This is a genomic window from Fodinibius roseus, assembly GCF_900129315.1.
In the GTDB taxonomy this organism is placed as follows: domain Bacteria; phylum Bacteroidota; class Rhodothermia; order Balneolales; family Balneolaceae; genus Fodinibius; species Fodinibius roseus.
The window spans coordinates 1-22,722 of sequence record NZ_FQUS01000038.1 but is presented as its reverse complement, the minus strand read 5'-3'; the positions used below and the strand labels follow the sequence as shown (position 1 = coordinate 22,722).

The 22,722-nt window shown below is 50.6% G+C and carries 13 protein-coding genes and 1 pseudogene; 11 read left to right on the top strand and 3 right to left on the bottom strand.

From position 1 onward, the window contains the following. On the top strand, positions 1-1,341 hold a 1,341-nt coding region (locus tag BUB16_RS20075; RefSeq protein ID WP_211483250.1), incomplete at its 5' end, for an AGE family epimerase/isomerase. A gap of 115 nt (positions 1,342-1,456) precedes the next feature. Here the strand turns inward: BUB16_RS20075 and BUB16_RS20070 are convergent. From BUB16_RS20070 to BUB16_RS20060, 3 genes are all read right to left on the bottom strand, one after another. Then, the gene (locus BUB16_RS20070) at positions 1,457-3,997 is read right to left on the bottom strand and encodes a DUF7133 domain-containing protein (RefSeq protein WP_084088478.1); all 2,541 of its coding nucleotides are present in this window, start codon (positions 3,995-3,997) and stop codon (positions 1,457-1,459) included. A 272-nt stretch (positions 3,998-4,269) separates the two neighbouring features. Continuing rightward, positions 4,270-5,256, bottom strand: coding sequence for an amidohydrolase family protein (locus BUB16_RS20065; protein ID WP_073068464.1), 987 nt, complete (start codon positions 5,254-5,256; stop codon positions 4,270-4,272). Positions 5,257-5,415: 159 nt separating this feature from the next. Beyond that, positions 5,416-6,468: a Gfo/Idh/MocA family protein gene (locus BUB16_RS20060; protein WP_073068462.1), complete on the bottom strand. Its 1,053-nt coding sequence runs from the start codon at positions 6,466-6,468 to the stop codon at positions 5,416-5,418. 346 nt (positions 6,469-6,814) lie between these two features. On the opposite strand from BUB16_RS20060, the gene BUB16_RS20055 reads away from it, so the two are divergent. From BUB16_RS20055 to BUB16_RS21985, 10 genes and pseudogenes are all read left to right on the top strand, one after another. After that, positions 6,815-7,822, top strand: a complete 1,008-nt coding sequence (locus BUB16_RS20055; protein WP_073068460.1) for a FecR family protein — start codon at positions 6,815-6,817, stop codon at positions 7,820-7,822. Positions 7,823-8,094: 272 nt separating this feature from the next. Then, a complete protein-coding gene (locus BUB16_RS20050; protein ID WP_139240397.1) occupies positions 8,095-11,553 on the top strand; it encodes a SusC/RagA family TonB-linked outer membrane protein in 3,459 nt (1,152 codons plus the stop codon). A 20-nt stretch (positions 11,554-11,573) separates the two neighbouring features. Further along, positions 11,574-13,028: a RagB/SusD family nutrient uptake outer membrane protein gene (locus tag BUB16_RS20045; RefSeq protein WP_073068458.1), complete on the top strand. Its 1,455-nt coding sequence runs from the start codon at positions 11,574-11,576 to the stop codon at positions 13,026-13,028. Between the two features lie 289 nt (positions 13,029-13,317). Continuing rightward, entirely contained in the window at positions 13,318-14,238 is a 921-nt protein-coding gene (locus tag BUB16_RS20040) for an amidohydrolase family protein (RefSeq protein WP_211483249.1), read from the top strand. Next, positions 14,228-15,016: an amidohydrolase family protein gene (locus tag BUB16_RS20035; RefSeq protein WP_073068456.1), complete on the top strand. Its 789-nt coding sequence runs from the start codon at positions 14,228-14,230 to the stop codon at positions 15,014-15,016. The genes BUB16_RS20040 and BUB16_RS20035 overlap by 11 nt, the downstream gene beginning before the upstream one ends. A gap of 167 nt (positions 15,017-15,183) precedes the next feature. Continuing rightward, positions 15,184-16,536, top strand: coding sequence for a DegT/DnrJ/EryC1/StrS family aminotransferase (locus BUB16_RS20030; RefSeq protein ID WP_073068455.1), 1,353 nt, complete (start codon positions 15,184-15,186; stop codon positions 16,534-16,536). A 342-nt stretch (positions 16,537-16,878) separates the two neighbouring features. Beyond that, a complete protein-coding gene (locus BUB16_RS20025) occupies positions 16,879-18,210 on the top strand; it encodes a neutral/alkaline non-lysosomal ceramidase N-terminal domain-containing protein (protein ID WP_211483248.1) in 1,332 nt (443 codons plus the stop codon). Between the two features lie 410 nt (positions 18,211-18,620). Then, positions 18,621-19,898, top strand: a complete 1,278-nt coding sequence (locus tag BUB16_RS20020) for a hypothetical protein (RefSeq protein ID WP_073068451.1) — start codon at positions 18,621-18,623, stop codon at positions 19,896-19,898. Between the two features lie 257 nt (positions 19,899-20,155). Beyond that, positions 20,156-21,529 (top strand): BNR-4 repeat-containing protein, encoded by a 1,374-nt coding sequence (locus tag BUB16_RS20015; protein WP_084088476.1) that lies wholly within the window; start codon positions 20,156-20,158, stop codon positions 21,527-21,529. A gap of 299 nt (positions 21,530-21,828) precedes the next feature. After that, positions 21,829-22,542, top strand: a pseudogene (locus BUB16_RS21985) (FkbM family methyltransferase). The last annotated feature ends 180 nt before the right edge of the window (positions 22,543-22,722 follow it).

Genomic DNA, 22,722 nt, shown 5'->3' with positions numbered 1-22,722 from the left:
TGGACAGTATGCTGGATAAACTGGAACTGGACAAAGAGGAAATCGTTGAAGAAATTCTCTGATGAGACGGTTATGAACAGCGAGCTGCTGGCTTTTTACCGGGAGCATGTGGAAGAGGTCCTGCTGCCGTTCTGGAACCGGGCGCTGGATCATGAACATGGGGGAATATACACCTGTTATAACAATACGGGTGAGGAGTTGGTAAGCAGGGATAAGTATACCTGGTCGCAGGGCCGGTTCCTGTGGCTGTGGTCCAGGATAGCCGAAATGATAGCTGAAAATAAGCTGAAAGGGGAGCGGGGAGCCTATCTCGACCACCTGACAAAAACAGCGCGGTTTCTGGAAACCAACGTCTTTCTTGAAAACGGGAACTGCGCTTACGTGCTTACGGAGGAGGGAAAAAAGAAAGAAAGTATTCCCGGTGAGGGTTTTGACACCAGTTTGTATGCGGATTGTTTTGTTGCTCTCGGACTGGGAAAGTTTGCTGCTCTGTCCGATAATAAAAAACGGTTTGAAAGGGCCCTGAAGCTGTATGATCGTATACGGCAGCGCATAGACGAGGGTGATATCCGTACCGAACCCTATCCCATACCGCAGGGGTACCGCGCCCATTCGATTCCGATGATCATGCTCAATGTGGCCCAGGAGTTAGCGGAAGCAGCCCGGAAACTAAGGCATACGGCAGAGGAAAAGCTGCGCAAGAACAGCGTGTCGTACATGAAAGAGATCATGGATCATTTTTACCGGGAACAGGATCACCGGGTAGTCGAAATGCTGCCCGAGGATCCGTCGTCCGAGGGCGATACCCTGTTGTCTCGGCATGTGAACCCGGGTCATACGATTGAATCGATGTGGTTTGTTATACACACGGCACAGCGGACCAATCACCCGGCGTATGTGGACAAAGCAGTGCAGGCCATCGAAAAAGCGATTGGGCTCGGATGGGATCCAACATTCGGAGGGCTGTTGAGATTTGTCGATAAAGAAGGAGGCATAAAACCCCGGGGAGCTGAGCAATCTACAGCGTACGAACAGCTGATCCTGGATACCTGGGACATGAAACTCTGGTGGCCTCATTCCGAAGTATTGTACAGCACTCTGTTGGCTTTTGTGGTAAGCGGAAATAAAAAGATGCTGCGCCGCTATGAAATGATGCAGGATTATGTTTTTGAGGCCTTTCCAAACCCGGATAAAGAAACAGGAGAATGGATTCAGATCCGGGACCGGAAGGGGAAGCCTGTGGATAAAATTGCCGCCCTGCCGGTGAAGGACCCGTTTCATATCCTTCGGAATATGCTGCTTATTATCGACCTGCTGGAAGAAGAGGTTGAGGAAAAGTAGCAAAGCTCAGTCATCGGGTGATTGGATCTTCCGGCCGGTGGAATATGATATGTGAGGATTTTGAATTCGCGAGAATACAAGAGATTGATCAAAAGGACGGTTCTGCAAAACCCATTCAGTGACGGTGCTCGTTTAACTCCTTTTCGGTCCAGGGTTCGTCGCGGCCGGTTGAGGCCCCGCGCACTTCCTTGACCTGAGACGCAGTTACAGGGCTTTCCTGATGTCCCCATGCCCGCCTGAGGTAGGTGGCGATAGCCGCAAGCTCCTCATTCGAATGATGTCCCGCCGGCGGCATGCGCATCTCCCCCTCCTTGCCGTCGAGCAGAATGCGTATCAGATGACTGGGCTGACCCAGCACCCATTTTGAGTCAACCAGTGGCGCTCCCATTCCTTTTATGCCCTGCCCGTTTTGTTGATGACAGGAGGCGCAGGAAGTGCCAAATAGTTTTTTGCCGCGTTTAAATCGCTGCTTCTCTTCGGGAGTCAGCGGTTCCGGCTCGGGTTCAGTTCTCGGCTTTCCGGGCCAGCCCAGCCGATCGACCACCGCATTGATCCATTCGGCCAATGGCCGGCCATCTGAATCTGGCTCTGTATCAGCCGCAGCCAGCAGTTCCACCGGTTTCTGATCCAGCTCAAGCAAACGAACGCGTCCGGGAGAGGGTTCCGGGGCCACCTCTTCCAGGGCGGCAAGCAGGGACTCCCGTTGCCAGCTCGGGTTATCGCTGTCTGCTATCCAGTCCAGCAGCCTCTGGGTCTCCGTATCCGAACCGGACTGCAGGACCACTTCCGCGATTTCCTGAGCCGCCTGCCGGGTGCTCTCACGGCCGGGTGCCTCATCCAGGAGCTGCTCCAGGAAGGCGAACTCCCGGTCGGGCAGGCCGCTGATCACCAGGCTTACGACCATCGGGTCGGTTCCATACCTGTTGATGATTTCCAGAAAAGCGTCGTCCCTGCTGCCCGCGGGAAACTCTCCGGCGGAGGCGGCCAGCTGTCGCCGTACGATGTGTGTGGAATCGTCTATAAGGTCCATGACGGCCTTGGTATAGGTCGGATCTGATTCGGAAAACCGCGGCTCAGCAATGCGAATAGCCGCAGCCCGCAAGTGAGGGGAGGGGTCCGACAGGGCTGCTTGGAGGGATTGATCATGAACGGCATTCAGTCCGTCGAGCGTCCACAGCGCATGCAGGCGCGTGTAATCTTTTTTCCCGTTTTGGACCAGCTCCCGGAGCTGTGTTGCGACGCCATCGGACTGGCGCTCGACGAGCAGCCGCTGTGCCGTGTCGCGCCACCAGCCGTTCGGGTGGTCAAGATAACCGACCAGCTCCCCGGGCGATTTGGACGAGAGCCGGGGCGGGTCGGAAGGCTCGCCCGATTCGTGGACCACGCGGTAAATCCGTCCGAGTCCCACCGGTTTCTCCAGCCCTCTTTTTTTGATTTCCGTCTCAAGGTATTCGGTGAGGAATTGCTCATGCTGGATGATTCCCCGGTACATATCAACGATATAGAGCGTGCCGTCGGGAGAGGAGTAGATATTTACCGGACGAAACCGTTCGTCGGTGGACGTAAGAAAGTCCGCTTCAAGGTCTTCATACGGGTTATAGCCCAGGAGAGAACCATCCTCCTGCTTCTCAACGACCATTCGCTGCACGAGATTACCGGCCGGTTCGGGCACAAAAACGTTGCTGCGCAGCTCTTCCGGCAGCCGGTCTCCCCGGTAGACCGCAAGTGCGCTGGCTGAGGTATACCGGGCCAGGGTGCTGTCATCCCGCAGCATATGTTCCCGGTAGCCCCGGTTGATACCGGTGGTGGGACGTACGGGCCAGACGGCTCTGTTTTTATAGATCGATTCGTAGATTCCCGGCTGCCGGCGGACATCCTCATTGCGCATGTAATAGTGCGATGATATATAATCGACGGCCAGCGGATTGGAATTACTGTTGCGGTAGATGCGTCCGTAGTTGTCCATCGATATGCCCCATTGTCCCAGGCTGGGGATTTTGTCATATTCCAGTTGATTATCGGTCAGCCGAAAACGTCCCTCATACCGGGTCGTATGGATCCAGTTGTCCATGCCCCACATCAGGCTGTTGGGGTTGGATTCAGGGTTAACGGTGGGATCGCCGAAATCGTCCCTCACTTTTTCTACCACATCCGCCTTCAGGTTGCCCGTCGTATCGCGGGTCATCCAGAGATTGGGCGGGGCTCCGACCAGTACCCCGTGATCCAGCACCTTGACCGCGCGCGGGAGGACCAGCTCATCCATGTAAACCGTCCGCTTGTCCATCTGTCCATCGCCGGTGGTATCTTCCAGCACTGCTATTTTCCCCACCGGTTCCTTTTCTCCCTCCGCATCAACGGTCGGCATGTAACTGCGCATCTCGACAATCCACAGCCGTCCCTCCGCATCGAAGTCCATCGCCACCGGATCCACCACCAGCGGCTCGCTGGCCACAAGTTCGATATCGTAACCGGGCGGCAGGTAAAATGATTCAAGGGCCTGATCGGGGGAGAGTACCGGCGACTCATCGGGAACCTGCTGAACCACGGGCGGCCAGGATTCCTCCTCCCCGCATGCCGTCATTAAGAGCAGGGCCGGGAGTAATAAAAGGATTGACAGGAGGGGAGTTCGTTTGCAGGTGGTACTGTAGCGCCGCATATCAGTGATCTTGGTTAGTATAAAAAACAGGTTATAATGCCAGTTAATTTACCGGTGGATATCGGTTTTACATATTGATCCGTTCGCTTCTAAAATCATTGAAAATATAAACTTTAATCATTTTTGCCAGATTTAATCCCGGAACTTTTTACAAGCAGGCTTTCCGGCCGTATTTCATGAATTGAATACGGGTTGACGGGTGAGCTGAGGTTGGCGTACGTTTATCGTATCGATGGATAAGGAAATTATGAAGGGCTGGAATATATTTTGGCTTACTTCAGGACAAACATGTCCTCTTTTTTCTCTATTAACGATACAGCGTCATTTATTATACCGGAGGGTTCCACATCGATGAGCTGAAGAGGGTTAAAAAATCCCACCTGCATGAGTTCATCATCCGTCAAGAGATCCAGTGACCGCAGGTAGTTCATGCATTCAAGCATGGTTGAGGAAGAGCCGACCAGATACCCGGTTTCCGGGTTGTACAGGCGTCCGGACTCCTCCAGGATGACCTCATTCCCGAGCGTATTGTACTCCCCGGGCGGCAGACCCGCTATGGGAGAAGCATCGCTGACCACAATAGTTTTGGATATCCCTTTCGTACGGATAATCGTTTTAATAATAGAAGGGGGGATATGATGACCGTCGGCAATCATCATGGCCGATAAATTATCATTGGCAAGCCCTGCCCACAGGGGATTATGATGGCGGGGCAGGAGCCGTGGAATTCCATTGCCCAAATGGGTCAGAGCCCTGGCGCCGGCCGCTGCCGCACTGTCCAGCTCTTCCCCGGTAGCCAGGTGGTGTCCCAGGGAAACGGTAATGCCGAGTTCCTTCGTAGCATAGCGACATAGGTCGGCAGCACCCTCAACGTCGGCTGAGATCGTCAGCAGTTTGATACGCTGGTCCGACCATTTATAGAGTTTATCCAGGAAACCGCTGTCCGGCTTCCGCACCCACTTGGAATTATGCGCCCCACGGGCCCCGTCTTCTTCCGAGATAAATGGTCCCTCTACATGAAATCCCAGCAGGGCGTTTGTAAGATCGCTGCGCCTCATGCAGTCGGCCATAAGCCGGAGATTTCGCTCAAAGATAGCTGCCGACGATGTTATGATCGTCGGCAGAAAAGCCACGGTCCCTTCACTGATCAATGCTTTACAGGCGAAAACGAAATCCTCTTCTGTCAGTTGCGGACTGGAAAAATCGATGCCCTTGTGTCCGTTTACCTGCAGGTCAATAAATCCGGGAATATCTATCATAGCTTTCTTTTGTTATTGTGTGTTGAGCGGTTCGATCATATGAGTGCGCATATTGTTGAAAGATCACCGATCAGGGGGACTTCAGCCGAAGCTGATTGACGAGGACCTCAAATTGATATTAACATAAGTATCAGAAGACCGGCTTTTCCTCCATATCCTTTACGTGAGAATATCCCTGATATGGACCGGCTGTTGGTCGTCGGCCGCCTTATACAATGCTTCCACGATTGCCAGCGACTGCAGGCTGTCTTTCCCCGATACCACCGGTACCCTGTCATGGTGAAAAGCATCCAGAATGGCGTCGTATTGATTTTTATGATCCTGATACGTCATCCCGGAGAGGGGACTGGCAGCTCCGGTGGCTTCTCCCGCATCATCCTCCCGGCCGGCCGCTTCCTGGTCACTCAGTTTCTTTTGAAGGGCTTCCCCTTTCAGGGTGAGGGTCCCCCCGGTGCCGTTGACTTCCACGGTTCGATCCTGCGGGGGTGTGATAGAGGTCGAGGCCTCAAAAACGCCGATAGCTCCGTTGTTAAATTCCATGCATGCAACCGCGTTATCCTCCGCTTCTATGCCTTCATGCGTGAAGGTCCCTTTGAAAGCGGAAATGGTTTTCACCCCTCCCATGAACCACTGCAAAAGATCAATGGTATGGATGGACTGGTTGATTACCGCCCCCCCTCCGTCCAGGGCAAAAGTACCCCGCCACGAGGAGTTACTGTAGTATTCCTGGTCCCGAAACCACTTGACGGAAGCGCTGGCCATAAAAATATCGCCGACCTGCTGATTGTCAATAAGCTCTTTCATTTCCATGACATCATCCATAAACCTGCTTTGATAGATCACGGCAAGCTTGACGCCGTTCTTATCACAGCTATCAATCAGCGATTGTCCCCGTGCGACGGTCGTTTCAATGGGTTTTTCCACAATAACGTGTTTGCCTGCTTCGGCGGCAGATTTGCCGTAATCCAGGTGGGTACCCGAAGGGGTGCATATAACAACAATGTCCAGATCAGGATTACCGAGGAATTCTTCGTACGAAGTGAAAGGGGTTATGTCATACTTTTCGCAAAAGGTATTGACCGAAGCGTCGGTTCTGCTGTGGGCGGCAATAAGCTGACCTTTGGGGGTCTTCATTATCGCCTCCGCATGCGTGTCCGAGATATTCCCGCATCCGACGATGCCGATTCCGTACTTTTTCTGATCTGTTGCCATAATGTTATCTGGTTTTAGAGATTGCTTAAAATTTCGGGGAGGGTGCAAAAATGCCCGTTTAATCTATTAATAAATCCCAAAAAAGAAAAATGATGATATTTATCTCTAACGAGGTTTTTCAATAATATTTTAGGATGCCATCCTGAGAGCAATACAGCTACAGCGGAATTGAAGGGTACAGAAAACGGCTGGCTGGGAAAAATCATTGTGGCCTTCCGCTTTTTCCTCAATGAAAAAATAGAACAGAGGATTCTGTTCAAAAAATAAATTTCCCTTCTCTATAATACTTTCCGGCGACTTATGTGTATTACTAATAAAGATTCTTTAAAACGGGAATACCAATACCATGAAGCGAGATTTAGCAGAAAAATTTATCAACAATAATTGCACAAAGGAGGAGGCCGAGCAAGTATTGAATTGGCTTTCTACGCCGGAGGGGCAGGGATATCTGGAGAAAAAAATAGAAGATGACATTTCTTTGCTGCAGGATAAGAGAATACGAGCTCTGGTTCCGGAAGCGAAATCAGAACAAATATGGACAGAAGTAAAAAACAGTCTCGGCTACGGAGATAAATATCAGCAGGCGAATCGTAAAAAGCATGGTCTGCACTGGCGGTCCGTAGCCGCAGTAGTTGTCATTCTGACCTCCGCCATGTTTTACGTTTGGTCGCAATCGTCCTCTGCGCCCGAACCGGAGCCGGAACCTATTCACTATGCCGCCGGTGAGAACGAGCAAAGAGTCATTACCCTGGGAGATGGATCGGAGATCAGGCTGAACAGTAATTCCGAGATTTGGATTTCCGGCACATTCGGGGAGCCGGTCCGGGAAGTCAGGCTAAACGGGGAAGCGTTTTTTGAAGTTGTTCACGATGAGGACAGGCCTTTTCTCATTCATACCCCCAATGCTTCGGTGAAGGATTTGGGCACCGCTTTTAATGTCAAAGCCTTTCCCGGGGATGACAACGTACAGGTAGCGGTAACGGAGGGCAAGGTAACGCTGTGGTCAGAGCAGCAAACAGAAGAAGAGGCGGCGGAACTTAATCCAGGCCAATTCGGATTTCTGAGCTTAACCGACCACTCTATTGAGATTGATGAGTTTAAGAACAACAATTATTTGAGCTGGATGAATGGCCGCATGGAGTTTGATGACATGCCGCTGCGTGAAGTGTCGAAACAGTTGAACAGGATTTACGGCGTATCCTTCGAGTATGCAAACCGGCAGCTCGAAGATCTGGTATTGTCCGCTGACTTCGAAAGAGATTCACTCGATAAAGCCCTCGAAGTTATCGCTCTTACCCTGGAAATAGACTACCGGATGCAGGGCGATGTGGTGCAATGGCAAGCTAAGAATTAAAAAAATCGTTAAATAATAGGTAACAGAGGGTCTTTATGAAACCTTACACCAAATTTTGGCCTGATCTCTATTTTCTCTAATACTTTTGGGTGAGTTAGGTGTATTACTAAATAGAAGGGCAAAGTAAAGTAATGCTGGCGTCTGGTCAGTTTAATCTCCCCACCGAAAGTACTTTTTTCGGTGCCAGATACTAAAACAGAAGCATATGAACAATAACAGCACACGGAAGGGCATAACAGCACTAATTTCTTTTAATGATAAAATAAAAAACGATGATGAATAGAATTACTACAGGGTTACATACTACAAATCGATGGATCAAGGTCGTGACCATGTTTGTTGGTCTGCTTTTGTACGGTGTCTGTCAGCCGACAGCATCGTTTGGTTTACAGTCATCCCAGATAGGAGAGCCTGTGAAAGTGGATCAGCTGGTGGAAGCGAAAGTCGGCAGCGAGTACCGGTTGGTTTCGCTGGATCTCAATGATGTCACGTTGACTAACGCTCTGCGCCAGTTGGCGCGGCAGGGACAGGTCGGGCTTTCTTTTCAGTCCGAACATATTCCGGATAAAAAAGTTACGTTTCAGTTAAATAATGTTCCTATTTATGAAGCAGTGAACGAACTTCTGGAAGGGACCAACCTGAAGGCGACCCTGCCCTCCAGCCGGGATGTGCTGGTGATACAGGAGAAGGAGAACCAGTCTTCCATTGAAGCTGTTCAGCAAACCGTAACGGGAACCGTAACCGACAGTGAAACCGGGGAACCACTACCGGGTGTAAACGTGTTGATTCAGGGAACCAGCACGGGTATGGCGACCAATGCCGATGGAGAATACAGCCTGAATGTCCCGGGAGAGGATGCGACGTTGATTTTCTCTTTTGTAGGATATGAGACCCAGGAAGTTACGGTAGGTGACCGTGAAGTAATTGATGTAAGCCTTGTGCCGGATTTGGGAAGCCTCGATGAAGTGGTCGTGGTTGGGTACGGCGAAGTGAAGAAAAGCTCACTGACCGCCTCTGTTTCCAAGGTGGAGAATGACCAGCTGGATCAGATGCCGGTCAGCCGTCCTGAAAATGCGCTGGTCGGTCGTTTGTCCGGCGTAAACATTTCCCAGACGCGAAACCGTCCGGGTGATTCTCCCGATATCACGATTCGCGGTCCCGGATCCATCTCGGCAAGCAACGATCCATTGATTGTGATCGACGGGTTCCCCGGGGGCAGTTTCGATGATATCAGCATGAATGATGTTGAGTCCATCGAGGTTCTGAAAGATGCCTCCTCAGCCGCTATTTACGGCTCTCGAGGTGCGGGTGGTGTAATTCTTATCACGACTAAGCAGGGACAGGCCGAAGGGCCGCCGCGATTCAGCCTGAATACCTTTTACGGAATCGCCGATCCCCTGCTTCACGGCGAAGACGCTTGGATCGTAGATGAATTCTACGAGTACACTGCCCGCTATGTGAACCGGGACTGGTACTATGCCGGCGGGGATTATACGCTGCCACTGGACAGTGAACAGCGCGACAGTAACTACCGTCCCGGTGCGGACAAGGAAGCACTGCAGTCGGGCGATTATATCTGGGAGGATATCCTGTTCAACCCGGCACCGATTCAGAATTACAGCCTGTCGGTTTCCGGGGGTACGGACCGGACCAACTACTACCTGTCCGGAAGCTATAAGGACGAGGAGGGAACCTTCGAATCTACCTCCTATAAGCAATATGCCGTAAGAGGCACCTACGACGTGGATATCAATGATACCTTCGGCGCGGGCATTATGCTGAACCCGCAGTACAGTCACCGGACACTACCCGGTGGAGCAGGCATACAGAATATGGTGAAGTTTGCCCCTTTTGTCAGTCCCGAACCACGTGAGGACGGTACTTATCGCCGGATGCCGGATTACGTATCGCATGTTACCGCTTCAGCTGCCCAAAATCCCATGGCATCGCTCAATCATTCCCACTATTTCAATCATGTATTTACCAATAACGGGGAAGCGTACCTCACGGTAAATTTCCTAGATAACCTCGAGCTCAGAAGTTCCGTGGGAGCCAAGCTCCGCTTTCAGCAAAACGAGCGATTTATAGAAAGCAGGGGAAGCGGCAGTAATCAAAATGGCGGTAATGAATTCAGGAGCCGGCTCATTAACCTGATTAATGAAAATGTGCTGACCTACAACGAGACTTTCAACGAGGTTCATGACTTCACCGGCATGCTCGGGGCCTCCTTCCAGCACGAGGGCTACTGGGGAAATTATATGGCCGCCGTTTCGGATAGTTATGCCAATGAGACCATCCGAACCCTGAACAACGCCGTAATCAACCCCTCAGCTACCTACAGTACCAAAACGCAATGGGGTCTTGCTTCCTACTTTTCAAGGGTAAATTATGCGTATGACGAGACATACCTGATGTCCGCCTCCATTCGTACGGACGGAAGTTCGCGATTCGGTCCCAACAACCGCTGGGGCTATTTCCCCTCCGCTTCGATCGCATGGCGCGTGACGGAAGAAGATTTCATGTCGGGACTGGATGCGCTTAACAACCTGAAGCTGCGGGCAAGTTACGGCGTGACGGGTAACTTTAACATCGGTAATTTCGCCTATCTCGGAACGATTGGAGATTATGCGTATTCTCCGGGCGGAAATTATGCCATCGGTCAGGCGCAAAATTCGTTTGGCAACCCGGACCTGAAATGGGAGCGAACGTACAGTTATGACGTGGGCGTGGACGCAGGATTTTTCAACAACAGGCTGAATATCGTATTCGATTATTACGAGAAGACGACCAAGGACCTGCTGTATGGCGTTAATACCCCGGCCATCACCGGTTTTACCAGTTCCCTCACCAATGTGGGTGATATCAAGAACAGCGGTATTGAGCTGGAGATCAGCACGGTGAATATCCGGCAGAATGAGTTTCAGTGGTCCACCTCCTTTAACTATACCAACAATAACAACAAGGTCACCAATCTCGGCGGCGGCGTAACCGAGCGAACGGTGTCGCACTCGCGGGGCATGGACTGGATTCTTCGTGAAGGAGAACCGATGTTCTCCTACTATGGTCACAAGATGCTGGGAGTCATTGAAAGCGAGGAAGAGCTGAACCAGGTTGCCACGATGCCCGGTCAGCCGGTTGGAACGGTGCATATGGAGGATCTTAACGATGACGGGGTAATCAATGATGACGACCGGCAGATTCTCGGAAATTTCATGCCGGACTTCTATATGGGCATGGTGAATGACGTAACCTGGAGAAATTTTGACCTGAGTATAGTCACGCAGGCGTCGATCGGGGGCAAGAAGTATAACCTGGAAAATCTCTACTACCAGGGAGCCACGACGAGCGCCCTGCTGCGGCCCGTGGTCGAGGGACAGTGGTGGTCGCCAGACGAGCACGGGAACGGAGAACATCCGGCGGCTTCTCTCTCTGTTCTGCAGTATATCGGAAGCAATGATTATTACCTCGAAGATGCCACCTTCTTTTCCGTCAGAAATATTAACCTCGGGTATTCATTGCCCGCCAGCCTGCTGGAGCCGTTCAATGTCTCTGATTTGAGAGTCTATATGTCGGTGAGCAATGCGCTTATGCTGACGAAAGAGGGCTTCAACGCCTACAATCCGGAAGGGCAAACCCAGGGAATTAGTGGTCCCAATAGCTTGCCGGGCTATAATGGCGGATCTGAACCGCTCAACCGGACCATCGCTTTCGGTATAAACATGAATTTTTAATAATTTAACTGAACATTATCATGAATAAGTATAGTATATATATAGTATTATTGGTTCTGATAAGCGGGCTGACTGCCTGTCATGATAGCGTGACCGATTTGAAGCCGCAATCTGAACTGACGGAAGCCAATTTCTATCAGACCGCTGACGATATGGAGCGAGCTGTCCTCGGGGTTTACAACGCCTACCAGCAGCAATACCCCCGTCACTGGGTGCTGTTTGAAACCCCTACGGATCATGTTCACAAATCGGAATACGACTTTATCGGGGGACTGCTGCAGCTGGATCAGCTGGCCTTCCATCCGGGTAATGATATCTTCGAAAACTTCTGGCAGGAAAAATACAACGGTATATTTCGGGCCAACAAGGTTATTCAAAGCCTTGATATTCCGGATGACTTGCCGGCCGCAGATCGCCAACGAATAGAGGGGGAAGCCCGTTTTTTGAGAGCCCTCTTCTATTTTGACATGGTGCGCGCCTTTGGTGGGGTTCCTGAGATCACCAGCCAGGTAAATATAAGTGATGCCCGGTCGACACCGCGAGCCAGCGAAGAAGCCATTTATAATCTGATTGTCGATGACCTGGAGGCCGCTCTTTCGAACCTTCCCGCTAAAGGGGAGATCGAATCGGGCAGGGCGACGACAGGGGCAGCCGCCGCGCTGCTTGGACAGGTCCACGTTTCCCAGGGAAATTATGAGACGGCCCTGACCTACCTGAACCAGGTGGAAAACATGGACTACCGGCTGCTGGATAATTTCGATGACATCTACTCCCTGGAGAATGAAGATCATGACGAGGGCATTTTTACCCTGAAGTATATTCAGGATCAAAACGGTAATGAGCTGCCTTCGGACTTTATCCCCTATTTCGGGGTGATAGGATATGCCAGCCTTGGCAACCAGATTGTTGATGTCGACTGGGATCTGCACCAAAAATTCCAGGAGGAGGACTCCAGGACGGAGGCGACCATCACGGAAATGTGGAGAAACCCGGATTCCGAGGATAGTGAACCGACCTACCGACCCTATATCAGCAAGTTTCTGGTGCCGCACAATGGGAGAACCTCTTCCGGGCTGGATCTCCACGTCATTCGGTATGCGGAGGTGCTGCTGCTGAAAGCGGAAGCCCTGTACTATACGGGTGACACGCAGGGAGCCGTGGACTATATCAACATGGTACGCGAGCGGGCGTTTGGTAACTCTGCCCATAATTATACGCTGGCTGATGCCACATCGGAAGAAGAGTTTCTCGATATCCTGCTTCTTGAACGCCAGCTTGAGCTGGCCCTTGAGAATGAACGGTGGCCGGACCTGGTGCGAACAGGACAATTGGACAAGCTTGAGGTCATTGAGCAGACGCAAAATCTGACGGTCGAGCTGGATGTGCAGCCGCATCTTGCGCGATTTCCCATACCGCAGCACGAGATCAATGAAACAGAAGAGGGCGTGTTGGAACAAAACGAGGGCTACAATTAATGATCATAAACGCCAAGGATAAGCCCAACACTCATATGTTGGGCTTATTTTTTGGCCTTTAATTCCTACTATATTTGTGGAATTACATGCTTTTAAATTGAGCATTATCATAAATATTTAACTTAACGAAGTGCTTACAAAGGCTTTTTACTAAACCTGTTTCACGGCTGATTGTTAGCCTTTAGCTCTTCTCAGCGGCATACATATGGCTTGCGTATAATCTTAGCTAACCGTTGAACGTTTAGAGATCGGCACCTTATGTTTACTGCAAAATTAAATAACACAGATTATGTCAGGTATAGATCGTAAAGAATTTTTGAGAAACAGCGCGCTTTCGGCAGCGGGACTGATGATGGGGAAAAAGGTCCTGAACCAACCCCATGCGCCGGCCGAAACATCCTCATCTTCCTTTGATATTATGGAGGAGGTAAATAAGTATAGCATGATCGATTCGCACGCGCATGTCTATTTCCGGGAGCAGAGTCCCGACATTCAAATTGCGTTTGCGGATCGGCTGGGCATCGAAAAACTGGTAATATCCCGGCCAATATCCCGCGGCTTAAAAGGCACCCCGGAGGATTTTAAGCGATGCAACGACCTGGTGTTGGACTGCGTGAAGCAATACCCCGACCGGTTCATCGGTCAGATGACCCTGAATCCCAGGTACAAAGAGGAATCCCTGGAAGAAATCAAGCGGTGTATGGACCAGGGGATGGTGGGACTGAAAGTATACAGCCATGTAAATATCACGGACCCCGCCTTTTACCCGATCATTGAAAAGTTTATCGACCTGGACATGATTATCCTGATGCACCACGGGATCGGGCGGGCCAGGATAGAACCGGCTCCCTCAGAGAAGGATTCGGTTTCGGTCGCTACCGATTTTGCCGAAATTTCCAAGCGATACCCGGAAGCGATGTTTCAGCTGGCCCACCTCGGCGGCGGTATTGACTGGGAGGCTGCCTGCAAGGCGGTGAAAGACTGTCCCAATGTGTATGTTGACGTCTCGGGAAGCAATAATGACGCAAATATTATCGACTTTGCCCTGGAATATGTCGGTGAGGACCGGATGTTCTTTGGATGTGACAACAGTTTTTACCAGGGCGTGGGACATGTACTGGCTGCGGATCTCAGTGAGCGCCAGCGCGAGAAGATCTTTTTTGAGAATTATAATGATATTTTAAGAAAATCAGGTAATCATGTTGATTGATAGCAATGCATATATAGGACACTGGCCATTCCGGTACCGGCGGTTTAATACCTGCAAGGCGCTGCTGGATAAACGCATGGAGGAGTTTGGCGTCGATGTTTCCCTCATCAGCAATCTGGACGGCATCTATTACAAGAATACGCAGAAAGCCAATGAGGAGCTTTACAGGGAGATCAACTCCGAACAAAGATTTAAAGACCGGTTTATTCCCTTTGCCATTATTAATCCCATTTACAATGGCTGGAAGGATGATTTTGAAGTATGCAGAAAGCAATACGGGATGAAGGGTATCCGACTGTACCCGAAATACCATGGCTATGATCTCATGAATACCCATTGTATAGAATTGGTTAAGATGGCCCGTGATCACGGCATGCCCGTTGCGTTTACGCTTCGCATCGTGGACACCCGTCCCAGCTCCTGGCACGATATTAAGGAAGAGTGGGCTCTCAGCGACGTTATCCCTATGATCCGGGAGGTACCGGATGCCAAATACATGATTCTGAACGTTGCGAACAGCACGAACCTGGATGAAGAGGAAACCGCTATTTTGAAAGAAGCCGATGCGCTGCTGGATACCTCGGGAAGAGGCATGAACAACATTACGGAGTTACTTTCGACCTATGGAGCAGAGAAGTTCGCATTCGGTACGCATTCCCCGATTTTGGATTATTGCACCGGATTGTTGCGGATTGAATCGCTGTATGAGGAAGAAGCGGATCAAAACGCAATAGAACAAATGCGATCCCAAAATATTCTGGACCATCTGGAAGTGTAGGATAAGGAAAGCGCTTGTGTATGTTTTGGGTTTTCGTGCTTTTGTGGTTAGTATGGTAAGAACCAAAGTTAGAGAAGCTGTTGCTTTATAGTTCCCCGAGGGGCGCCGCCCTTCCAAATATTGTTAAACGCTTAAGGCGTTTACATTAAATTTTAAAAGGACCTGTTATGAAAGATAAAAAATACTCCCGAAGAGAATTTATTAAACAAAACTCAATGGCCGGGTTCGGTGCGGCGGCTGCCATGGCGCTGCCCGGGGCCAATGTGTTGAATTATATGACCAGACAGCACGACACGCCTGCCTTATTGGGCGGAAAGCCGGTCGTATCCCCGGACTGGCCCGATTGGCCGCGGTGGTACCCGGAGAAGGATGAGGAGCGGCTGCTGGAAGTGATGCGAAGCGGGGTTTGGTCGCGAAGCGACGTAGTGGCTGAATTTGAGCAGAAGTGGGCGGATACGATCGGGACCAAACGCAGCCTGGCTCTCGTCAACGGCACCAATGCCCTGCAAACTTCGCTCGCACAGCTGGACGTGGGATGGGGGGATGAAGTGATCGTGTCTCCCTATACGTTTATAGCGTCTGTTTCCTGTATTTTGGCGAATGGAGCGATCCCGGTTTTTGTGGATACGGATCCGGAAACATTTCAGATGGACCCGGAGAAGATCGAGGAAAAGATAACGCCCAGAACCAAAGCGATAGAACCCGTCCATATAGCCGGCTTGCCCTGCGATATGGAGCGTATTATGGAAATAAGCGAAAAGCATGATCTTGTCGTGGTAGAGGATGCCTGCCAGGCCTGGCTTGCTGAAATAAATGGCCAGAAAGTGGGAACGTTTGGCCATGCCGGCTGCTTCAGTTTTCAGAACTCCAAGAACCTGCCAATAGGTGAGGGGGGAGCAATCGTAAGCGATGATGAAGAATTTATGGATCGCTGCTATTCCTATCACAATTATGGAAATTCCTATGGATCCGCAGAGGGACGCGTGGGGACGAAGCTGCGCATGGCGGAGTACCAGGCCGCGATAGGCCTGGCGCAGCTCAAGCGGCTCGAGGAAGAAACGACGCTCCGCAATGAAAATGCCGGTTATCTTAAATCCCGGTTGGAGGAAATACCGGGAATCAGTCCTTATAACCTATACCCGAACGTAACACGGGCGGCTTTTCACCTGTTTCCTTTCCGGTATGACCAGGAGGAGTTCAAAGGCTTGTCAAGGGGCAAATTCCTGCAGGCCCTGCGGGCGGAAGGGGTCCCCTGTTCCAGCGGATACGGGGAACTTAATAAGCAGCCCTTTATTGAAAATGCCCTGCAGTCCCCGAATTTTAAAAAATTCTATTCCGAAGATCAGCTGGATTACGAGGCGTTCCTTGAGCGAAATGCCTGTCCCCGTAACGAGCGGCTCTGCAACGAAGAAGCGGCCTGGTTTACCCAGAATCTTTTCTTGGGCAGCAAAAATGATATGGACCTGATTGCTTCGGCCATTGAAAAGATTCACAAGAATGCGGAAAATCTGAAAGGATAAATCGTTAGCCGATGAACATATAAGGTCGATTTCCATGGTCTGCTCGTTGTTACAAGTTCCGGGCGCGATTTCTATCTGAAAGGGGCCGTCGTTTTCGGTACGAGAGGGACAGGACTATCGTCTCTTTCATAGATTGCGGCCAAAGAGGTTCGCAATTTGTCTGACAAACAGTTACCATAGAAAAGCTTTCCCACTTAAAGGGTATGGGATATCCTCTGTGCTTCCTCCGGTTCTGGAGGGACAGGGGCACATGTTAACAATGATACGTATACTTGAAATACTATGAGAAAAATAGTTTTATTATCCACGGTTATTATTTTTTTAGGTTTGGAGGGATTTGCTATGGACAGATCACAGGAAGAGCCGGGCTGGAAGGCCGGCGTGGCAAAAGTTAATATTACCCCGGAGCGTTCCATGTGGATGGCCGGTTACGGGAACCGGACGGAACCCTCGAGCGGCACGCTGCACGATATCTGGGCGAAAGCGCTGGCCCTGGAGGATGCCTCCGGCAACCGGGCGGTGCTGGTAACCGCCGACCATCTGGGGTGGCCCAAAGGGATATCCGATGAGATACGCTCGCGGCTGCAGGAGGAGCTGAATCTTTCCAAAGCCCAGGTGATGTTAAACAGTTCGCATACGCATACGGGTCCGGTGCTGGAGAACGCGCTGGTGGATATCTATCCCATGGATGCCCAGGAGCGCCGCAAAGTCCAGGAGTATTCCGAAGAGCTGGTTGAAATGACCGTTCAGCTGGTCAGGGAGGCGTATGAGGATCTGTCCCCGGCAGAGATCTACAGCGGCAGCGGGGTCGCCCGGTTCCAGGTGAACCGGCGCAACAACGACGCTTCGACCCTGTACCGCCAACATGATTTGAACGGCCCTAATGACTACGCGGTGCCGGTGATGAAAGTGACCAGCCCCGAAGGCGACCTGCGCGCCCTTACCTTCGGCTACGCCTGCCACCCTACGGTACTGGGGATGAACGAGTGGTCCGGCGACTACCCGGGCTTTGCCCAGATCGAACTGGAGAAGGACCACCCCGGGGCCGTGGCCATGTTCTTCCAGGGGGGCGGAGCAGACCAGAATCCGCTGCCGCGGCGGACGGTGCCCCTGGCCCGGCAATACGGGCGAACACTGGCTGCGGCGGTTGACCGCGTCCTGGAGGAAGGCGACATGCAGCCGCTGGAGCCCTCTCTGTCCACCGCCTACACGGAGGTGGAACTGGACCTGAATGCCCCGCCTTCGGTGGAGGAGCTGGCCCGCCACGCCCAGACGGAATCTGGCTACCAGAAACGATGGGCCGAGCGCCTGCTGGAAAAGGCAGAGCGGGGAGAGTCTTTCCGGAAAAACTACCCCTTTCCCCTGCAGGTGTGGCAGCTGGGGGATCAGAATATCTTTGCGCTCGGGGGCGAGCTGCTGGTGGAATATTCGATTCAGCTGAAAGAGATCTTCGGCTACGACAGCATCGTCATGGGCTATACCAATGATGTGATGGCCTATATCCCGACGGCCGAGGTGCTGCACGAAGGAGGATATGAAGGAGCCTCATCCCAGGCCGTCTATGGGATGCCGGCCAAATGGAGTTATGACATTGAAACACGGATTTTGAGTCATATGGTCCGCCTGGCCGAAACCATCGGCGTAGAACCGCCCGGGAATAAACTGATCGAGTGAGTTTAGAAATGACTTTTATGTTATTACTTTTTTCAGTGAAGAAAAAAGTAATCAAAAAATTCACCGGCTGAATGCATGGTGCTGTCGTTCGCTGCACCTGCGCTAAAATCATTTAACTCGACATCGCATACCGCGATGTCTCAGACAGAAATGATTTGTTAACGCTCCGGTGCTATTCACTCGTTTCAGCACCATGCACTAGACCGGATAGTATTGGCCTCATTCGTATCAGCGGTGGAGATTGTCCTGCTTACTTAATCCTAAAAAATTTCCGGGGAATGCTTAGGTGCTGTTTTACTCCCCGGGAAATGGAACCAGTCACTTTTTATTAATACAAGCATTTAACACGTCGCGTTACTCGGAAGAATTGAGATCGGTAAATTTAGAACCTATATGTTATATATAGAAATATGAAAAAAGGATTGACGGCTCAGCGTTATTACTCCGGATTTGAAGGGGCCCATGATACCTATAATGCCCTGTCGACGGCGAGTGACGGGAATGTATATTATGTGCTTTCCTCGGAGCATATCGAGATAGGGGGACAGTTTTATATGTATGATCCCGACGGGGACAGCATAACCCATATCGGGGATTTGACCGAAATTTGCGGTGAAAAAGGGGAAAACGTTATTGGGCAGGGAAAAAGCCACGTCGAGTTTTATGAAAGCGATAAGCAGCTATACTTTTCAACCCATGTCGGGATCTATGAAACCATCGATGGAATGGACCGGCTTCCGGAGAACCCTCCCGGCGATTACGGGCTGTATCGCGGAGGACATATCCTATCGTATGATATGAAGACTGGTGATTGTCGCGACCTGGCGCTGGTACCCCACGGGGAGGGAATGGTATCTATGACCATGGACGTGGACCGGAATCAGATTTACGGTATTACCTGGCCTACCGGTTACTTTATTCACTATGATGTCGACAACGATAAGCTCTATGATCTCGGTCCGGTTGCACACAAAGGAGAAGGAGGCACGCCCGGGGATGATTTCCGGGTGCTGTGCCGTTCGCTGGTCGTCGACCCGCGCAGCGGCAGGGTATATTTTTCAACTGCGGAAGGAGATATCCTGACCTATGCCCCCGGGGATGACGCGGTTGATCAGCTGGAGGAGGTCCACCTGCGGCTGGACTATTTCGGGGAGTATGATCCCACCCGTCCGGGAAATATGGCATATAACTGGCGAAAAGTATTCTGGCATCCCGGGGAGGAGGTCATTTATGGGGTCCACGGCAACTCCGGGTACCTGTTTCGGCTCGACCCGCAAAAGGAAACGATCGAACTGGTGGAACGAATCACCTCCGAACCCTCCCGGAAGAGCGGGTTCTACGACCAGTTCAGTTATGGTTATCTGGGGTTTACGCTGGGGCCTGACGGGGAAACAATCTATTATTTGACCGGGGGCCCCATTTACAGGGATGGTAAAAGGGTGAAAGGGAAAGATGAAATCGCCAAAGGGGCGGCACGGGGACTGGAGAACCTGCACCTGGTTACTTATCACCTGCCTACCGACGGGTATCGGGATCACGGACCGATTTTTTATGAGGACGGGACCCGGCCTACCTATGTCAATACCATTGCCGTGGGCAGGGACGGTCATGTCTATACCCTGGCCCGCATGCAGCACGAAGGAAAGACAATTCAGGACCTGGTGAAGATCCCCGACCCCCTGGCGTAGCGTGTAGGTTCTCGACTGTATGAAATAAAGGTCAATCCCGGATAATAGTCACTATATATATTATGTTGGGATGCATTTTTTTTAGTATTTTCGTGATTTTGGTGTTTCTTTAGCAACTATGTTGCATAGTTTCCTAACCTCCAGTGATCTGACAAGAGCTCGGATAAGCAGGGTATGGAGATGTTAAGGGGCAATTACAAAAATAATGGAGTACGCTCATAATAAGTAGTAACCATATATATTATCTACATAGGATTATGAATAAGCGAAACAAGGGTGGATGGTTCAATCGTCTTGATATCAGCATTATCGTCTTGGTAATCGTCGGCATTGTATTTACAGGCTGTCAGTCTGCTGATAAAAATGAAGAAACAGGTGGCGATATCCTGCTGCTGAATGACGATGCGAGCTGGTGCTGGTACCAGGATGAGCGTGCGATGCTGGATGGGGATCAGCTGCTGTTTTCGGCTGTGACCTCGGAGGGGGCGAACACGGTTTCCAGCTATAACATCGCCACCGGGGAACAGCAGACCGTCGTGCTGAATGATACCACCTTTCAGCCGGATGATCACAATGTGGGCGTGCTGCTCAAGCGTCCCGATGGCCGGTACCTGACCGTCTATGCCGGTCACGGGGTGGATACCAAAATGTGGTACCGGATTTCATCCAGCCCGGGCGATATCAGTGAATGGGGACCTGAACAGACGGCCGATACCCGGGAGGAGGTGACCTACTCCAACGTCTACCGGTTATCGGATAACGGGAAGGTTTATAACTTTCACCGGGGTATCGGCTGGAATCCCAATTACATGGTATCGGAGGATGAGGGAGAATCCTGGCGGTACGGGGGACAACTTCTGGCGCATCCGGGACGCCCGTACCTGCGGTATACGTCCAATAACAGCGATCAAATCCATTTTATCGCCACCGAGGGACACCCGCGCAATTACAACAACAGCATCTACCACGGGTACACCGATGGCAAACAGGTCTATGGGTCCGGCGGACAGGCCGTTGGCCCCCTGAGCGGGGAGGAGTCCACGGACCTCAAACCCTACGATTTTACCACGGTGTTCGACGGGGATTCCACCACGCGGGCGAATGTGGCCTGGACCAGCGACATTGAGCTGGACGGGGAGGGCCGTCCGTACGTTGCTTTTTCGGTGACCAAAGATCCGATTGCGCTTGGCGAACGAGAGCAGACCGAGAAAGCGGGCTTCGACCACCGGTATCACTATGCTCGCTGGGACGGGGAGCAGTGGCAGGAGCACGAGATTGCGTACGCCGGCAGCCGGCTGTACCCGGGGGAGAATGAATACACGGGACTGATTACCCTGCACCCCGACGACCCGGATGTGGTGTATATCTCCGCGGATGTGGACCCGGCGACCGGGGAGGAGCTGAACCCGGAGGGCCCCCGCCGCTATGAAATTTTCCGGGGCACCACCGGCGACCGGGGCGCAAGCTGGGAGTGGACCCCCATCACGGAAGATTCCGACCAGGATAATATCCGTCCTGTCGTGGTCAGCAATGATCGCTACGAGGCCGTCCTGTGGCTTAATGGCCGGTACAGCACCTACACGGACTATGATTTGGATGTATTGGGGATCATCAGCGAGCGGGAGGATTAATTATCCCGCAACCGCAATTATCTGGTCAAATAATATTACATATTTGGCACTTCGAAAGTACCCGGGAGTATAATTGAGAGTCTTTTATAATATAATTAACATTTGTAGTATACTTAATAGGCGGGTCTGGTCTTGAGAGGTTATTATAGAAAAGACTAATATCTTCCCGCGAATACACAAACTAATCAGAAGATTAAATAATTGCAGCCGTTTGGAACGGCTTTTCTGACAAAAAAAGTGGAGGTCGAACTGCTGAAAAGATTAAAGATATATAAAGATAAAAATTAAATACTCATGCTATGAGTTTACCCCCATCTGATGTTAAGATTGTCAGATTTTCTGAACAATCAAGCGCAAAAGATTTTGAGATAGCAATTCCGGAGAATGAAGTACACAGGATATATAATATTTTCGAAAGGCGTGAATACTCCTTACCTGTAAATGCAAATATAGGCGACGATTTGACAGTTGTTGATGTAGGTGCAAATGTGGGAGTATTCGCACTTTATTCCCAATTATTTGGAAGAAATGTGGATGTGTTTTGCTTTGAGCCTAATCCACAAGTATTCCCTCTTTTAGAAAGAAATACGAATTGAAATCCGAATATAAAAATATTTAATACTGCTTTAGGCGCACTTAATGGAACTCTTACTTTGCATCAACATCCTTTAAATACGGGACAGGCATCAACTACTTTTGGTTTTGATGGTGCAGAAAAAGTTGAGGTGCCAGTAAGAAATTCCGGGGAAATGATACAACAAGAGTTGGGAATTAAAAAGATTGATGTTTTGAAGATTGATACAGAAGGGGCAGAGGTATCAATCGTAGAGGGATTAAGAAATTTACTGCCTAATACTAAAATTGTTATGGCTGAATATCATACTGAATCTGATCGAAAAAAAATAGAAGAAATGCTTACAGAGTTTTTACTTTATTCTGCTGAAGTGCAAGAATTAAGAGGCGTAGGAACTGTTAAATATGCTAACCTTAAGTTCTTTAACGAAACAGGTTGACTAAAAAAATATAGAAAAAAGCTTTGATGATCTTGTGGAGTAAAACTATTGTATTTGGCTGATTTTTAATAAATATTTTAACCTCGAGAGTGTAAATCTAACTCTGTCTAAGTTAAATAATACGTACTATCAACATACACTTAACTTAGACAACTCATGACACAAGAAGAATTAGACCAA

What these genes read in the sequence shown, in the direction of transcription:
- BUB16_RS20065 (WP_073068464.1), bottom strand. Translation starts at nt 5,256, where the DNA reads ATGATAGATATTCCCGGATTTATTGACCTGCAGGTAAACGGACACAAG.
- BUB16_RS20055 (WP_073068460.1), top strand. Translation starts at nt 6,815, where the DNA reads ATGAAGCGAGATTTAGCAGAAAAATTTATCAACAATAATTGCACAAAG.
- BUB16_RS20030 (WP_073068455.1), top strand. Translation starts at nt 15,184, where the DNA reads ATGAAAGATAAAAAATACTCCCGAAGAGAATTTATTAAACAAAACTCA.
- BUB16_RS20015 (WP_084088476.1), top strand. Translation starts at nt 20,156, where the DNA reads ATGAATAAGCGAAACAAGGGTGGATGGTTCAATCGTCTTGATATCAGC.
- BUB16_RS20070 (WP_084088478.1), bottom strand. Translation starts at nt 3,997, where the DNA reads ATGCGGCGCTACAGTACCACCTGCAAACGAACTCCCCTCCTGTCAATC.
- BUB16_RS20025 (WP_211483248.1), top strand. Translation starts at nt 16,879, where the DNA reads ATGGACAGATCACAGGAAGAGCCGGGCTGGAAGGCCGGCGTGGCAAAA.
- BUB16_RS20050 (WP_139240397.1), top strand. Translation starts at nt 8,095, where the DNA reads ATGATGAATAGAATTACTACAGGGTTACATACTACAAATCGATGGATC.
- BUB16_RS20040 (WP_211483249.1), top strand. Translation starts at nt 13,318, where the DNA reads ATGTCAGGTATAGATCGTAAAGAATTTTTGAGAAACAGCGCGCTTTCG.
- BUB16_RS20020 (WP_073068451.1), top strand. Translation starts at nt 18,621, where the DNA reads ATGAAAAAAGGATTGACGGCTCAGCGTTATTACTCCGGATTTGAAGGG.
- BUB16_RS20035 (WP_073068456.1), top strand. Translation starts at nt 14,228, where the DNA reads ATGTTGATTGATAGCAATGCATATATAGGACACTGGCCATTCCGGTAC.
- BUB16_RS20060 (WP_073068462.1), bottom strand. Translation starts at nt 6,468, where the DNA reads ATGGCAACAGATCAGAAAAAGTACGGAATCGGCATCGTCGGATGCGGG.
- BUB16_RS20045 (WP_073068458.1), top strand. Translation starts at nt 11,574, where the DNA reads ATGAATAAGTATAGTATATATATAGTATTATTGGTTCTGATAAGCGGG.